General features: G+C 72.1%; 13 protein-coding genes and 1 tRNA gene. 9 read left to right on the top strand and 5 right to left on the bottom strand.

Going from position 1 to position 15,907, the window contains the following annotated elements; genetic code table 11:
- Positions 1–23: 23 nt before the first annotated feature.
- The 4 genes from MRQ36_RS10940 (at position 24) to MRQ36_RS10925 (ending at position 7,334) form a co-directional block, all read left to right on the top strand.
- A complete protein-coding gene (locus MRQ36_RS10940) occupies positions 24–989 on the top strand; it encodes a DMT family transporter (protein WP_242794755.1) in 966 nt (321 codons plus the stop codon).
- A 41-nt stretch (positions 990–1,030) separates the two neighbouring features.
- Positions 1,031–1,720 carry an HAD family hydrolase gene (locus tag MRQ36_RS10935; RefSeq protein ID WP_242794754.1) on the top strand — a complete coding sequence of 230 codons (690 nt, stop codon included), beginning with the start codon at positions 1,031–1,033 and terminating at the stop codon, positions 1,718–1,720.
- An 89-nt stretch (positions 1,721–1,809) separates the two neighbouring features.
- A complete protein-coding gene (locus MRQ36_RS10930) occupies positions 1,810–3,492 on the top strand; it encodes a S8 family serine peptidase (protein ID WP_242794753.1) in 1,683 nt (560 codons plus the stop codon).
- Between the two features lie 290 nt (positions 3,493–3,782).
- Entirely contained in the window at positions 3,783–7,334 is a 3,552-nt protein-coding gene (locus tag MRQ36_RS10925) for a multicopper oxidase domain-containing protein (protein ID WP_242794752.1), read from the top strand.
- Between the two features lie 154 nt (positions 7,335–7,488).
- On the opposite strand, the gene MRQ36_RS10920 is transcribed toward MRQ36_RS10925, so the two are convergent.
- Positions 7,489–8,415, bottom strand: a complete 927-nt coding sequence (locus MRQ36_RS10920; protein WP_242794751.1) for a hypothetical protein — start codon at positions 8,413–8,415, stop codon at positions 7,489–7,491.
- Between the two features lie 129 nt (positions 8,416–8,544).
- Entirely contained in the window at positions 8,545–9,213 is a 669-nt protein-coding gene (locus MRQ36_RS10915) for an IclR family transcriptional regulator (protein WP_242794750.1), read from the bottom strand.
- Between the two features lie 63 nt (positions 9,214–9,276).
- Here MRQ36_RS10915 and cysS point away from each other — a divergent pair, with 63 nt between their 5' ends.
- Both cysS and rlmB read left to right on the top strand, forming a co-directional pair.
- Positions 9,277–10,692: a cysteine--tRNA ligase gene (cysS, locus tag MRQ36_RS10910; protein ID WP_242794749.1), complete on the top strand. Its 1,416-nt coding sequence runs from the start codon at positions 9,277–9,279 to the stop codon at positions 10,690–10,692.
- Positions 10,692–11,819: a 23S rRNA (guanosine(2251)-2'-O)-methyltransferase RlmB gene (gene rlmB / locus MRQ36_RS10905; protein ID WP_242794748.1), complete on the top strand. Its 1,128-nt coding sequence runs from the start codon at positions 10,692–10,694 to the stop codon at positions 11,817–11,819. Before cysS ends, rlmB begins: the two co-directional genes overlap by 1 nt.
- 60 nt (positions 11,820–11,879) lie before the next feature.
- Here rlmB and MRQ36_RS10900 read toward each other — a convergent pair whose 3' ends face one another.
- Positions 11,880–12,971: an ABC transporter ATP-binding protein gene (locus MRQ36_RS10900; protein ID WP_242794747.1), complete on the bottom strand. Its 1,092-nt coding sequence runs from the start codon at positions 12,969–12,971 to the stop codon at positions 11,880–11,882.
- Between the two features lie 363 nt (positions 12,972–13,334).
- On the opposite strand from MRQ36_RS10900, the gene MRQ36_RS10895 reads away from it, so the two are divergent.
- Positions 13,335–13,411 (top strand) — tRNA-Thr (locus tag MRQ36_RS10895).
- A 53-nt stretch (positions 13,412–13,464) separates the two neighbouring features.
- Here the strand turns inward: MRQ36_RS10895 and MRQ36_RS10890 are convergent.
- Positions 13,465–13,824, bottom strand: coding sequence for a nuclear transport factor 2 family protein (locus tag MRQ36_RS10890; protein ID WP_242794746.1), 360 nt, complete (start codon positions 13,822–13,824; stop codon positions 13,465–13,467).
- 100 nt (positions 13,825–13,924) lie between these two features.
- Positions 13,925–14,389, bottom strand: a complete 465-nt coding sequence (locus MRQ36_RS10885) for a carboxymuconolactone decarboxylase family protein (protein WP_242794745.1) — start codon at positions 14,387–14,389, stop codon at positions 13,925–13,927.
- Between the two features lie 150 nt (positions 14,390–14,539).
- Here MRQ36_RS10885 and MRQ36_RS10880 point away from each other — a divergent pair, with 150 nt between their 5' ends.
- Positions 14,540–15,430: a sigma-70 family RNA polymerase sigma factor gene (locus MRQ36_RS10880; protein ID WP_242794744.1), complete on the top strand. Its 891-nt coding sequence runs from the start codon at positions 14,540–14,542 to the stop codon at positions 15,428–15,430.
- Between the two features lie 11 nt (positions 15,431–15,441).
- Entirely contained in the window at positions 15,442–15,870 is a 429-nt protein-coding gene (locus MRQ36_RS10875) for a helix-turn-helix domain-containing protein (protein ID WP_242794743.1), read from the top strand.
- Positions 15,871–15,907: the final 37 nt, after the last annotated feature.

The raw sequence follows: 15,907 nt of genomic DNA, 5'->3' as shown, positions 1-15,907 counted from the left end.
GGCCCCCGTCGAGGAGCGTACCGATGCGTGAACGGCCCGGCTTCGGTTTCGGCCTCGCCCTGCTCTCCGCCCTCACCTTCGCCACCTCGGGCACCTTCGCCCGTCCGCTCATCACCGGCGAGTGGTCCGCCGAGGCGGTGGTGGCGGCCCGGGTCGGCATCGCCGCGCTGGTGCTCGCCGTGCCCGCCGTGCTGGCCCTGCGCGGCCGGTGGGCGGTGCTGCGCCGGAACGCCGTCACCGTCGGCGTCTTCGGGCTGCTCGGCGTCGCGCTCGCCCAGGCATGCTTCTTCAACGCCGTGCGCTACCTGCCGGTGGGCGTCGCGTTGCTGCTGGAATACCTCGGCATCATCCTGGTCGTCGGCTGGATGTGGCTGGTCCACGGCCAGCGGCCCCGGAAGCTGACCGTGGTCGGCTCGGTGGCCGCGCTCGGCGGGTTGGTCCTGGTGCTCGACCTGACCGGCGCCGACCGCCTCGACCCGGTCGGCGTGCTCTGGGGCCTCGGCGCCGGGGTGGGGTTGGCCGGCTACTTCGTCATCGCCGGCCGGGTCGACGCGAGCCTGCCGTCGGTGGTGATGGCCAGCGGCGGGATGGCCGTGGGTGCGTTGGTGCTGATCCTGCCCGGCCTGGTCGGGCTGCTGCCCCTGCGGGCGAGCACGGCCGACGTGAGCTTCGCCGGTCAGCAGGTGAGCTGGCTGGTGCCGATCGCCGGCCTCTCCCTGATCGCCGCGGTCGTCGCGTACGTCACGGGGATCGCGGGGGCCCGGCTGCTCGGCGCGCGGCTCTCCTCGTTCGTCGGGCTGACCGAGGTCATGTTCGCGGTCCTGATCGCCTGGCTGGTCCTCGGCGAGCTGCCCAGCTCCGTCCAACTCGTCGGCGGCGCGCTGATCGTGGCCGGGGTGGCCCTGGTCCGGATCGACGAGCTGCGCACCCCGGACCCCGGGCAGCCGGCCGCCTCCCCGGCCGAGCCGGCCCTCGCGGCCGAACGGTGAGCGGACGGGACCGTCCGGTGCCGGGTGGGAGGCTCGGCGGCATGCGTACCGCCGTGGTCTTCGACGCCGACGAGACCCTGATCGACCTGCGCCCGGCCGTCACCGGCGCGCTGGTGGCCGTACTCGAGGAGATGCGGCGCCGGACCCCGGCGGCGGCCGAGGTCCGGCTCGCGGACCTGGAGTCGGACTGGGGTGCGGTGTTCGGCGCGCTGAGCGCGGCGCCGGTGCAGGAGATCCGGCGGGCCGCGCTGGCCCGGTCGCTCGCCCGCGCCGGGCTCGACGACCACCTGGACGAGCTCGCCGACCTCTTCTTCGCCCGTCGCTTCGCACTCAGCCGCCCCTTCCCCGACGCCCGGCCGGCACTCGCCGCCCTGCGCCCGCACCATCTGCTCGGCTTCGCCACCAACGGCAACAGCCGCGCGGAACGCTGCGGGCTGGCCGGCGAGTTCGCCTTCGAGGTGTACGCGCACGAGGGTGGCCTGCCGAAGAAGCCGGCACCCGAGTTCTATCGGGCGGTGGTCGAGGCAGCCGGGCTCCCCGCCCGACAGGTCGTGTACGTGGGGGACTCGCCCGAGCACGACGTGTCCGCGCCGCAGCGGGCCGGGCTGCGGGCGGTGTGGCTCAACCGCGCCCGACTGCCGCGTCCCACCGGCCTCACTCCGGACGCCGAGGTGTTCACGCTGGCCAGCCTGCCCGAGGTGCTGGCCGCGTGGCAGCCTGCGAAAGCCTGATAGCGGTCTAATCCGGACGGTCCCCTGGCGCAACCGGCTCCCGTGGTATGGGATTGCCACCACGTCCCTCAACGAGAGGATCTGATGTGGTGAGTAAGCGCTTCACCGTCGGTGCCGTCGCGACCGCAGCCGCGCTGGCACTCACGGTGACCGGGCTGGGCACGCCGGCGAACGCCGAGCGGACCAGCTCCCGGACCTTCACCGTGGTCGCGGAGGACGGCGTCTCCGCGGACGCGGCAGTCGCCGCGATCACCGCGGCCGGCGGCACCGTCGTCTCCCGTACCGACGACGTCGGGCTGTTCCAGGTCACCAGCGACCGGGCCGACTTCGCCAGCCGGGCCACCGCGGCCGACGCCCTGATCGGTGCGGCGGAGCAGAAGGCCATCGGTCGCAAGCCGAAGCTGGACCGGGTCGAGCAGGAACACCTGCTGGCCAGGACCGCCAAGGGCGTCGCCAACGGGCACGCCAAGAAGATGGACCCGCTGGACGACAAGCTCTGGGGCCTGGAGATGATCCGGGCCGACCAGGCGCGCAAGATCGAGCCCGGCGACCGCCGGGTCACCGTCGGCGTGCTGGACACCGGCGTGGACGCCAGCAACCCCGACCTGGCGCCGAACTTCAGCTGGTCGCTGTCGCGCAACTTCGCTCCCGACCTGACCGACATCGACGGCCCGTGCGAGGTGGCGAGCTGCCTCGACCCGGTCGGCACCGACGACGGCGGCCACGGCACGCACGTCGCCGGCACCATCGGTGCCGCCGCGAACGGCTTCGGCCTCTCCGGTGTCGCCCCGAAGGTCTCCCTGGTCGAGCTGAAGGGTGGCCAGGACAGCGGCTACTTCTTCCTCAACCCGGTGGTCAACGCCCTCGTCTACGCCGGCAAGTCCGGGCTGGACGTGGTCAACATGTCGTTCTATGTCGACCCGTGGCTCTACAACTGCACCGCCAACCCGGCCGACTCGCCGGAGGCGCAGGCCGAGCAGCGGGCGATCATCAAGGCCATGAAGCGGGCGCTCAACTTCGCGCACGCCAAGGGCGTCACCCTGGTCGGCGCGCTGGGCAACAACCACGAGGACCTCGGTGCCCCGCGCACCGACACCTCCAGCCCCGACTACGGCTCGGACCCGTACGAGCGGCCGATCGACAACGACAGCTGCTGGGACCTGCCCACCGAGGGCCCGCACGTGATCGGTGTGTCGGCGGTCGGCCCGTCCGGCAAGAAGGCCGACTACTCGAACTACGGCACCGAGCAGATCTCGGTCGCCGCGCCGGGTGGCTGGTTCCGGGACGGCTTCGGCACCGACAGCTACCGCACCGCCGCCAACGAGATCCTCTCCACCTACCCGAAGAAGGTGCTCCAGGAGGAGGGCTCGGTCGACGCCGACGGCAACGTCGTCGCCGGCTTCGAGGACTCGGTGTTCAAGCAGTGCACCGCCGCCGGTGAGTGTGGCTACTACACCTACCTCCAGGGCACCTCGATGGCGTCCCCGCACGCCGCCGGTGTCGCCGCGCTGATCGTCAGCCGGTACGGAAAGAAGGAGGCCCGGGGCGGCTTCGGCATGTCGCCGGACCTCGTCGAGCAGCACCTGTACCGCACCGCCGCCGAGCACGCCTGCCCGGAGCCGCGGCTGCAGACCTACACCAACGAGGGCCGCGATGCGGAGTTCGACGCGTACTGCGCCGGCTCGCTGAACTTCAACGGCTTCTACGGGTACGGCATCGTCGACGCGTACGCGGCGGTCAAGTCCCCCTTGAAGCCGAACGTCCGCCCGTAACGACACCGCGTGGGGCCCGGGTGACCGAGTGGTCGCCCGGGCCCTTTCGTGTGCCCGTGGTGGGATTGATGCCGCGGCAATGGTTGCCATGCGTAATCCCGTCGTGGCGGAGAGTCCAATTCGCGAGCTATGGCATTTGTGCTGCTCAAGCCAGGTGTCGAGGGTGTCGGACACTGGCGATCACGAGAACCAACGACTTCGATGACTACGAAGGGTAGTGATTTGATGCGCGGACCGCCGACGCCGGGGGCGGGCGAGTGGGCCGTCGGTCCGCGCGGGGAGGAGCAGTCATGTCGGACGAGACCACCACCCGAGGCGCGGCGGTACCGAAGCAGGCCACCCCCGAGGCGCCGGCGCTGGGCCCCACGGATCCACCCGACTACTTCGGCTTCGTGCCGAACTACGCCAACAGCCCGCTGCCCACGGTGGTCGGCGGGGTCGTCCAGCCCGGCACCGGCATCCGCAAGTTCATCGACACCCTGCCCGGTCTCGGCCCGACCAAGGCGAACGACCTGGGCAACTACCTCCCGGTCGCCACGCCCGACACCATCACCTACCCGGGCAGCGACTACTACGAGATCGGTCTGCAGCAGTACAGCCAGCAGACGAACCGCGACCTGCCGGCGACCCGGCTGCGGGGCTACAAGCAGCTCAACAACGGCACCGACCCGTCCGGCCACAACACCGTCGCGCCGCCGGCCCGGCCGTACTACCTCGGCCCGGTGATCCTCGCGCACCGCAACCGGCCGGTCCGGATCAAGTTCGTCAACCAGTTGCCCACCGGCCCGGCCGGCAAGCTCTTCCTGCCCGTGGACGTCACCATCGGTGGTGCCGGGACCGGGCCGCTGAGTCCCACCGAGCTGTACACCCAGAACCGGGCCGTGGTGCACATGCACGGCTCGGAGACGCCGTGGATCAGCGACGGCACCCCGTTGCAGTGGATCACCCCGGCCGGCGAGGTCACCTCGTACCCCCGGGGCGCGAGCGTGGCCGACGTGCCGGACATGCCGCCCCCGGGCGGCGGGGCGGTCACGCTCTACTACCCGATGCAGCAGAGCGCCCGGATGATGTGGTTCCACGACCACACCGAGGGCACCACCCACCTCAACCCGTACAGCGGGCAGTTGAGCTTCCTGCTGCTGGACGACCCGGTGGAACAGCAACTGGTGACCCAGGGGGTGATCCCCGCCGAGCAGATCCCGTTGGTGATCCAGGACAAGACCTACGTGCCGGATCCCGCTCAGCTCGCCGCGCAGGACCCGACCTGGGACACCGCCAACTGGGGCGGCAAGGGCAACTTCTGGTACCCGCACGTCTACATGCCGAACCAGAACCCGTACAACGAGACCGGCACCAACCCGATGGGCCGCTGGGACTACGGCCCGTGGTTCTGGCCGCCCTTCACCGGCATCGAGCAGGGGCCGGTGCCCAACCCGTACTACGACCCGGTCAACCGGCCGTGGGAGCCCCCGGTGCAGCCGGGCACACCGCTGCCGACGATCACCCCCGAGGCGTTCATGGACACCCCGGCGATCAACGGCTGCGACTATCCGGTCCTCAACGTGCAACCCAAGGCGTACCGGTTCCGCATCCTCAACGCGTGCAACGACCGCATGCTCAACCTCCAGCTCTACTACGCCGCCTCCAACGGCACCATGTGGAACCCGAACGGCAGCCTGGCCGACGGCGACGCCGGTGAGGTGCCGATGGTGGAGGCCTGCCCGAACCCCGACTTCCCACCCACCTGGCCGACCGACGGACGCGAGGGTGGGGTGCCCGACCCGGACGCGGTCGGGCCGGACTGGCTCCAGATCGGCAACGAGGGCGGCCTGCTGCCGGGCGTTGCGGTCATCCCGCCCCAGCCCATCAACTACGAGTACGACCGCCGCTCGATCACCGTGCTGAACGTCTCCGACCACTCGCTGCTGCTCGGCCCGGCCGAGCGGGCCGACGTGATCGTCGACTTCTCCTCGGTCCCGCCGGGCACGAACCTCATCCTCTACAACGACGCCCCGGCCCCGATGCCCGCGTACGACACCCGGTACGACTACTACACCGGCGACCCGGACCAGACCGACACCGGCGGTGCCCCGACCACCCAACCCGGCTGGGGTCCCAACACCCGCACCATCATGCAGATCCGGGTGAACGGCACCCCGGCCGCGCCGTTCAACCTGGCGCAACTGCAGACCCGGCTTCCTCAGGCGTACGCGCAGAGCCAGCCCAAGCCGATCGTGCCGGAGGAGGCGTACAACACCGCGTTCGGCACCGACTTCCCGAACACCTACGTCGCCATCCAGGACACCACGATCACCTTCACCCCGATGGACGCCACCGGCCCGGTCACCCTCGACCTCCAGCCCAAGGCGATCGTCGAGGAGTTCGACCCGGTCTACGGCCGGATGATGCCCACCCTCGGGGTGGAGCTGCCCAAGACCAGCGCCTTCGTCCAGACGTCCATTCCGCTGCCGTACATCAACCCACCGACCGAGATCCTCTACATGTCCAACCTGGCCACCCCGGTCGGCTCGACCGGCGACGGCACCCAACTGTGGAAGATCACGCACAACGGCGTCGACACGCACCCGGTCCACTTCCACTACTTCAACGTGCAGTTGGTCAACCGGGTGGGCTGGGACGGCGCCTACAAGCCGCCGGACGCCAACGAACTGGGTTGGAAGGACACCGTCCGGATGAACCCGCTGGAGGACGTCATCGTCGCCATGCGGCCCGCCCTGCCGACCAGCCTGCCGTTCAAGATCGGTGACAGCGTGCGGCTGCTCGACCCGACGCAGGTCCCCGGCACCACCAACGGCTTCGCCCAGATCGACCCGGCCACCGGCGAGCCGGCCACGGTCACCAACGTGCCCTACAACTTCGGCTGGGAGTACGTCTGGCACTGCCACATGGTCGACCACGAGGACTTCGACATGATGCGGCCGGTGGTGATCCGGGTGTCCCCGCAACCGCCCACCAACCTCACCCTGACGGTCAATCCCGGGTCGCTCACGGTGAAACCCACCATCGTGCTGAACTGGACGAACCCGACCGGTCCGCCGCCGGCCACCCTGATCGTCGTGCAGCGGGCCACCGACGCGGCCTTCACCACCGGACTGACCACCTACGTCATCCAACCCACCCTGACCAGCTTCACCGACCCGAACGCGGTGCCCGGGGTGACCTACTACTACCGGGTCCGCCGGGAGAACGCCGCAGCCTATTCCGCCTGGACGAACGTGGTCTCGGGCGTGATCAACCTGGCCGCGCCGACCGGCCTGACCGCGGTGCAGGGCTCGTCGACCCCGATCCGGGTGGTCCTGAACTGGACGCTCCACTCGTACTCGACCAGCGTCGAGCTGCAGCGGGCCACCAACGCCACCTTCACGACCGGCGTGGTCACGTTCACCCTGGCCGCCGGGGCCACCACCTACACCGACACGCCGATACCCGCCGGGACGACGTACTACTACCGGGTCCGGACCACGTTCAACGGCGGCTCGTCACCGTGGTCCAACGTGGCCTCCGTGGCGGTGTACGGCGCGCCGGCCGCACCGACCAATCTGGCGGCCACGGTGACCCCGGTGCCGCAGGGCACCGTCACGGTCAACCTCACCTGGCAGGAGAGCGCCGCCAGCGTGGTCGAGGGCTTCGTGCTCCAGCGGGCCACCAACGCGACGTTCACGGCCAACCTCGTCGCCATCCGGGTGCTGCCCGGGACGGCCCGCAGCTACAGCGACACCGGCCGGGCCCGGTCGACCACCTACTACTACCGGATCCAGGCGTACAACGCCGTCGGGACCGGCCCGTACAGCAACATCATCGCCGTCACCACGCCGGCCTGACACCTCGCGGTCCGGGGCGGCCATCGGTATCCGGTGGCCGCCCCGTCCGCGGGCCGGTCCCGCCGCGCGGTCCTGCCCGCGCGGTGGTGCCGCCACGACCCGCACCGGCTGCAGCCTCGCGCCCGCAACTCCCGCACCGTGTTCAGCACCCCGGTCAGCGGCGACGCCAGCCACGGGCGCGGAGGGCGGCGAGCACCTGGGCCTGGACGGCGGGGAACTCCCGGTGCAGCCGCCGGCTCGCCACGGAGAGCACCAGCCAGCCCGCATCCGCCAGCCGGGCCAGCCCCGGGTGGTCGGCGACCGCTCGTCGGCGGTCGCCGCACTCGATCGCGACGTGGAACTCCGGCCAGGCCAGTTCCGGGTGCAACACCAGGTCGGGCCCGAGTCGTACCGGGTGGCGGGCGACCGGTCGGGGCAACCCGGCGAGCACCAGCCCGACCCGTAGGTGCGACTCGGCCGACGAACCGGACGCGGGGTCGGCCAGGCCGAAGATCCACCCGGCGCGTCGGCCTCCGGACCGCCCGGCCCGCCGATCCGCCACCTCGGCGAGCTCGTCCCGCCGCACCAGTCCTCGACCGAGGAGGGCGTCGACGATCGCGACCGCCCGGAAGGGGTCCGACCACACCGCCGTCTCCCAGGCGCATTCCGCCGGGCCCGTCCGGAGCGGACCGGATTCGCCCACGCCGTCGGCCGGAGGACGAGCCGGCGATCGCCCGTTGCGGCCACCGACCAGGTCGGGAGTGAAGCGGTGCACCCGGATCCCGGTCTGCGGATCGACCCGGGCCGAGCCGCTCACCAGCACGTGCACCTCATCGTCGAACCGGGCCGCGTCGCCCACGCCGTGCAGGTGGGCCGCCGACGGCCCGGCGATCAGCGCCCCGGGTGGCAGTCGGAGCAGGGCGGCCCGACAGGCGAGGTGGTGATCACGGTCGAGGCGGGCGTCTGCGTAGACGTCCTGGCGGAGCCGGAGCCAGGACGCGCCGCGTAGCTGGTGCCGGGTCAGCAGCCCACGCCGGATCGCGTCCGAACCCCGGAAGACCTGCCCGGCCAACTCGGCCGGCCGATGCGGTTGAGGAGGCATGCGAACAGCCTGGCGTCGGTCGCCGCCGCACCGACACCCCTGTGGAAAACCGGAGCCACGCCCCGCGGTGCCCCCTGTGGACAACCGCCACGACGGCCGTTTCCTGTGCTAAGGCAACGGGCCCTGCGGTCAGGAAAGGGCGGTGGCGATGGCCTCGGCGGCGGTGGTGACCTGGGCGCCGACCAGGTCGACGTCGAGGGGGGAGAGGGAGACCACGCCGACGCTCGCCTCCAACCCGGGCACCCCGAGCACCGGCGCGGCCACCCCGTACGCCCCGGACTCCAGCTCCCCGGCGGTGCCCACCGGGCCGGCGACGCCGGACCGGCCGGCGAGGATGGCCCGCCCCGCCGCCCCGCGCTCCAGCGGGTGCCGGGACCCGGTCCGGTACGCCACGTGGAACGCCGTCCAACTCGGCTCCACCACCGCCAGCGCGACCCCCTCGCCGCCCTCCACGACGGTGAGGTGCGCGGTCGCCCCGGCCTGCTCGGCCAGTCGCCGCAGGGCGGGCAGCGCCCCCTCGGCCAGCAGCGGCTGGGCGCGCCGGGCCAGGTGCAGCACCCCGGCACCGAGGCGCAGCCGGCCGCCGTCGTCGCGGCGGAGCATCCCGTGCCCGGTCAGCGCGCCGACCAGCCGGTAGACGGCGGCCCGCCCGATGCCCAGCCGGTTCGCCGCCTCGGTGACGGTCAGTCCGCCGGGCGCGTCGGCGACCAGGTGCAGCAGGCGCAGCCCCCGGTCCAGCGTCTGCGCCGTCTCGCCGCCGCGTACCGCCGCCTCACCCGCACCCGCCGCCGTGTCCACAGCACGCAGCGTACGACCCGGCTCCGGCCAACCCCGAAAAGCACGGACGGCTACCCTTGTACGGTGACGCTACGCCTGTATGACACCGCCACCCGATCGGTGCGGGACTTCGTCCCGCGGGAAGCCGGCAAGGTGGGGGTCTACCTGTGTGGTCTCACCCTCCAGGCGCCGCCGCACATCGGTCACCTTCGTTCCGGGGTCAACTACGACGTGCTGCGCCGCTGGCTGCTCGCCGCCGGCTTCGAGGTCACCTTCATCCGCAACCTGACCGACATCGACGACAAGATCCTGGTCAAGGCGACGGAGCAGGGCCGGCCGTTCTGGTCGATCGCCTACGCGAACGAGCTGGTCCTCGCCGAGTCCTACCGCGCGCTGAACGTGCTGCCGCCGACGTACGAGCCGCGCGCCACCGGGCACATCCCGGAGATGCACCAGCTGATCGCCCGGCTGATCGAGACCGGGCACGCCTACCCGGCCACCGACGGCTCCGGCGACGTCTACTTCGACGTGGCCTCCTGGCCGGCCTACGGCTCGCTGTCGGGGCAGTCGCCCGACGACATGCAGTCCGCCGGGGACGCCCCCGAGCGGGGCAAGCGGGACCCGCGGGACTTCGCCCTGTGGAAGGGCGCCAAGCCCGACGAGCCGGCCGACGCCTACTGGCCGTCGCCGTGGGGTCGGGGCCGGCCCGGCTGGCACATCGAGTGCTCGGCGATGTGCTGGCGCTACCTGGGTGCCGAGTTCGACATCCACGGCGGCGGGCTCGACCTGACCTTCCCGCACCACGAGAACGAGCTGGCCCAGTCGCAGGCGGCCGACCTGCCCTTCGCCCGCTGGTGGGTGCACCACGGGCTGCTCAGCATCGGCGGGGCGAAGATGGGCAAGTCGCTGGGGAACGCCCTCGACCTGACGTACGTCGCCTCGCTCGGGGTGCGGCCGGTGGAGCTGCGCTACTACTACGCCGCCGCGCACTACCGGTCCCGCATCGACTACTCGGAGGACGCGCTGCGGGAGTCCGCCGTCGCGTACCGGCGGATCGAGGGCTTCGTGCAGCGGGCCGCCGAACGGGTCGGCGCGGGACAGCTCGGCGAGCTGCCGGGCGGCTTCGTGGCAGCGATGGAGGACGACCTCAACACCTCCGCCGCGCTCGCCGTGCTGCACGAGGTGATCCGGGACGGCAACACCGCGCTGACCACCGGCGACGATGTGACCGTCCGCACGACTCTGGCCGCCGCCCGCGCGATGCTGGATATCCTCGGTGTCGACCCCCTCGACCCGGCGTGGACCGGTGCCGGCCGCGCCGACGACCTGCGCGGCGTGGTGGACTCCCTGATCGCGCTGGCCCTGGAGCAGCGCGCCCAGGCCCGCAGCCGCAAGGACTGGGCCGCCGCGGACGCCGTGCGTGACCAGCTCAAGCAGGCCGGCGTGGTGGTCGAGGACACCCCCCAGGGCCCCCGTTGGACTATTGGAGAGCAGGACTGATGGCCGGCAACTCGCAGCGCCGTGGCCGGCGACTGACGCCGAAGGCGGGTGCCCCGAAGGGCTCCGGAGGCAAGAACAAGGACTCGCTCGCCGGGCGCGGCAGGACGCTGCCCGCCGACGAGCGGCCCTGGCACAAGGCGTACTCGGGCACCGAGAAGCTGCCCCAGCGCACCGCCTGGAAGCAGGACAAGGAGCGCCGCGCGGCGGCCGAGGAGGGGCGCGCCCCCAAGATCGGGCAGCCGGGCAGCAAGGACACCACCTGGGGCAAGGGCACCAAGGGGGTCGCCCCGACCCGGGGTGGCGCCGGTAACCGTGGTGGCAAGCCCACCGGCCGCTCCGGTCCGCGGGTCGCGCCGGGACGCAAGTCCAACCCGGCCAAGGACACCCCGGAGCTGCTGGTCGGTCGGAACCCGGTGCTGGAGTCGCTGCGCGCGCAGGTGCCGGCGACGGCGCTCTACACCGCGCAGGGCATCGACGCCGACGACCGGGTCAACGAGATCGTCCGGACCGCCGCCGACCGGGGCATCGCGATCCTGGAGATCAGCCGCGCCGAGCTGGACCGGATGACCGGTGGCGTGCTGCACCAGGGCGTCGGCCTCCAGGTGCCGCCGTTCGCGTACGAGCCGTTCGAGGACCTGATGGCCGCCGCGCTGGAGCAGGCCGCCCCGCTGCTGGTCGCGCTGGACGGGGTCACCGACCCGCGCAACCTCGGCGCGGTGATCCGCTCCGCCGCCGCGTTCGGCGCGCAGGGTGTGTTCGTACCCGAGCGGCGGGCCGCCGGGATCACCGCGACCGCCTGGCGGACTAGCGCCGGCGCGGCCGCGCGGGTGCCGGTCGCCCAGGTCACCAACCTGACCCGGTCGCTGAAGGCGTGCCGGGACGCCGGGTTCATGGTGGTCGGGCTGGACGCCGACGGCGACACCGACCTCTACGACCTGGAGGCCGCGGTCGGGCCGCTGGTCGTGGTGGTCGGCTCCGAGGGGCGGGGCCTGTCCCGCCTGGTCGGGGAGACCTGTGACCTCACGGTCAGCATCCCGATGGTCTCCGACGTCGAGTCGCTCAACGCCAGCGTCGCCGCCGCGGTGACCCTGGCGGAGGTCGCCCGCCGCCGGGCCGTCGAGGGCTGACCCGCAGGCAGACACGAAAAGGGGCGGTCCGCCGAAGCGGGCCGCCCCTTTTCGCGTACGTCAGATCCGGCTGCCGGTGGTGGCGTGGAACATGTGGCTCTGGCCGGCCCGCGGCTTGACGAACACGGTGTCACCCATGTTCGGCATGCTGCGCCGGTCGGTGCGGACCACGAAGCGCTCGTTGTGGCCCTCCAGCGCGGCGTGGCCGTAGACGTTGGCGTCGGAGCCCAGGTCCTCGACCAGCTCGACCACGACCGGCATGCCGCCCTCGGTCGGGCTGACCATGTCGCAGTCCTCCGGGCGGAAGCCGACGGTCACCTTGCCGTTGCCGCCCTCGGCCTGGGCCGCGGCGACCTGCTCCCGGGTGAGCGGGATGTACATCTCGGCGAAGGCCGCGCCGTGCTCGGTCAGCGGCACGGTCTTGATGTTCATCGCGGGGGAGCCGATGAAGCCGGCGACGAAGACGTTGGCCGGGGTGTCGTAGAGCGCCCGCGGGGTGTCCACCTGCTGGAGCACGCCGTCCAGCATGACCGCGACCCGGTGACCCATGGTCATGGCCTCGACCTGGTCGTGGGTGACGTAGACGGTGGTGATGCCGAGCTTCGCCTGCAGCGACGCGATCTGCGTACGGGTCTGCACGCGGAGCTTGGCGTCGAGGTTCGACAGCGGCTCGTCCATCAGGAAGACCTGCGGCTCGCGGACGATCGCCCGGCCCATCGCGACCCGCTGGCGCTGACCACCGGAGAGCGCCTTCGGCTTGCGGTTGAGGTATTCCTCCAGCTGGAGCAGCCCGGCCGCTTCCTTGACCCGCCGGTCGATCTCCGACTTCGAGGTCTTGCGCAGCTTGAGCGCGAACGCCATGTTCTCGTACACCGTCATGTGCGGGTAGAGGGCGTAGTTCTGGAAGACCATCGCGATGTCGCGGGCCTTCGGGGGCAGGTGGGTGACGTCGCGGTCGTCGATGTAGATCGCGCCCTCGTCGACGTCCTCCAGGCCGGCGAGCATGCGCAGGCTGGTGGACTTGCCACAACCCGAGGGGCCGACGAGGACGAGGAACTCGCCGTCGCCGATCTCGAGGTCGAGCTGGTTGACGGCGGGCCGCTCGGTGCCCGCGTAGATGCGGGACGCCTTGGCGTAGGTGACCGTAGCCATGCTGGAGCGCTTCCTTTCACCGGCAGGAACGTGCCGGACGATCCGAGTGAAGGAGCGACCGGCACCCGTGGTGCCGGCCAGGCGGGCGGCACCCGGGCAGCCGAGGCCGGCCGGAGTGTCGTCCGTGTCACTGCACGGTAAACGGGTTTTGCGTACCTGCCAAGACGGGGAGCATGGGGTGGGACGGACGGCATACGCATTTCGGTCAGCCGGGCACTCCCGGGCATCAATCCCCACGCCCACCCGCCGCTCCCGGCGCCGGAAGGGCTGTACGGGGTCGGTAAATTGACGTTTCCCGTGCTCGGGACCCCTGCCGAGCGGGAAATCCGGACGTCAGTCGCTATGCTGACCTCGACGCCGCACGCCCCTGTAGCTCAGCTGGCCAGAGCACTCGCCTTGTAAGCGAGATGTCGCCGGTTCGATCCCGGCCGGGGGCTCCAATTCCATCAGGTTGCTCCCGACGGGTGCCGCCACGTCGACCCGTGTGCCGTGCTCAGCGGCGGATCTCCATGTCGGCTACGAGGTCGTGGCTGAAGCGGTAGACGTGCCGGACCCTCTCGTCCACGACGATCGCCCCGGTGCTGTCCCGGACCACCTGGTGAACGGTGACGCTGGTCCGGCCGTCGTCCTCCGCCTCGTATGCCACCGGTGACACCGTCGGGTCGATCTCGGCCCACTGCCGGGTCCAGTAGTCGGCGACCTCCCGGCGCCCGTGCACGGTGCCGCCCTCCCAGCCGTTCGGCCAGGTCACGTCCGGTGCCAGCGCGGCCAGCAGGCTGGGCAGGTCACGCCGGTTGAAGGCCGCGTAGAGCCCCTGGAGGCGGTGCCGGCGGTCGATCTGGTCTGCTCCCATGCGGTGAGTCTCACCGGCCGGATCCGCCGGCACCATCCGGATCGGCCGTGGGCAGAACGCCGGCGCGGGTGGCGGTGGTCGCCACCCGCGCCGGTCCCGGTCAGCCCCAGTTCTGCGGAGCCGGCTGGCGGGTGGTGGCGTTGATCCGGTTGAAGAGGTTGGTGGTGGCGATCCAGAGCACCAGTGCCGCCAGCTCCTGCTCGCCGAAGTGGCTGGCCGCCTCGGCCCAGATCGCGTCCGGCACCGGGTCACTCCGGTCGGCCAGTCGGGTCGCGGCCTCGGCCAGGGCGAGGGCCGCCCGCTCCGCGTCGGTGAAGTACGGCGTCTCCCGCCAGGCGGCCAGCGCGAACAGTCGCTCCTCGGTCTCCCCGGCCTTGCGGGCGCCGCGGGCCCCGGAGTCGACGCAGGCGCTGCAGCCGTTGATCTGGCTGGCCCGCAGGTGGACCAGTTCCAGCGTGTTACCGGGCACCCCCGCCGAGTGCGCGGCCCGGTAGAGCAGGTTGATCGCCTTGACGGCGTCGGGGAGCAGGGCCGCGGGATTCTGGATGCGCGCTTCGTGAGTCATTTCTGGTTCGTCCTGTCCTGTTAGGGTGGTCGGCGCCGTCTCGCGCCGCCGCTCGTGTGCCGTCACCCGGATGTCGAGGTCCGGACGGGCGGCGTGACAGACGTGACGACGGTCACTTCGAACCGTGGGAGCGGTCAGGATGGCGAGGTCGTGAGCGACACCGATCTGCTGGCCCGGCGCTTCGAGGAGGAGCGCCCGCGCCTGCACGCGGTGGCCAGCCGGATGCTCGGCTCCGCCGCCGAGGCCGACGACGCCGTGCAGGACACCTGGCTGCGGCTCAGCCGCGTCGACGCGGACACCCTCGACAACCTGCCGGGCTGGCTCACCACGACGGTCGGGCGGGTCTGCCTCGACCGACTGCGGTCGGCCCGGGTCCGGCACGAGGAGCCGGCGCAGGTGGCCGGCGACGAGTCGATCGCCGACCGGCCCGGCGGACGCGATCCGGAGCAGGAGGCACTGCTCACCGAGTCGGTCGGGCGGGCGCTCGACGTGGTGCTCACCTCGCTCGGCCCCACCGAGCGGCTGGTGTTCGTCCTGCACGACATGTTCGCCGTCTCCTTCGACGAGATCGCCCCGGTGGTCGATCGCAGCACCGAGGCCGTACGCCAGATCGCCAGCCGCGCCCGGCGCCGGGTGCGGAACGGTCCGACCGCGCCGGAGACCGACCCGGTCCGGCAGCGGGGCGTGGTCGAGGCATTCCTCGCCGCCGCCCGCGAGGGGCGCTTCGAGGATCTGCTCACCCTGCTCGACCCGCACGTCGTGGTACGCCCCGACGCCGTCGCCGCCCGGGCCGGCTCGCCGGAGCGGCTGCACGGCTCCTCGGCGGTGGCGCGGTTCTTCAACGGGCAGGCGCAGGCCGCCGTGCCCGCGTTCGTGGACGGCGCCCCGGGGGCGGTGGTGGTCCTCGGTGGTCAGGTCCGCTTCGCGCTCAGCTTCGTCGTCACCGACCGGATCCTCGCCATCGAGGTGATCGGGGACCCGGCCCGCCTCGCCGCCCTCGACCTGGTCGTGGAGACCGGCACCGGCCCGGCCGGGCGGTAACCTGACGGGCGATGAGCCGCGCCGTGGAGGAGTCCAACCGGGCGATGCTGCGTGCCCGCGACGCCATGGACCGGTCGTACGCGGAGCCGCTGGACGTGCCGGCCCTGGCCCGCATCGCGCACGTCTCCGAGGCGCACTTCATCCGCACCTTCCGGGCCACCTTCGGCGAGACACCGCACCGCTATCTGCAGCGGCGCCGGGTGGAGCGGGCGATGGACCTGCTGGTGCAGACGGAGCAGTCGGTCACCGAGATCTGCTACGCGGTGGGCTTCGGCAGCCTGGGCACGTTCAGCCGGACGTTCCGCGACATCGTCGGCGAGTCGCCGTCGGAGCACCGGCGGCGCCGGGCACCGGCCACGGCGGTGCCGAGCTGCTTCGCGAAGGCCTGGATGCGCCCCACCAGCGCCCGCCGAGTGGCCGGCCCCGGCAGCGTCGGCTGACTGGTCAGTTTTGGATAAGCACCAGCTCAGGGCCCCG

It is taken from the genome of Micromonospora sp. R77, assembly GCF_022747945.1.
Classification (GTDB): Bacteria; Actinomycetota; Actinomycetes; order Mycobacteriales; family Micromonosporaceae; genus Micromonospora.
Note: the sequence above shows the minus strand (reverse complement) of the source record. Positions and strands in the feature narration are given on the sequence as shown.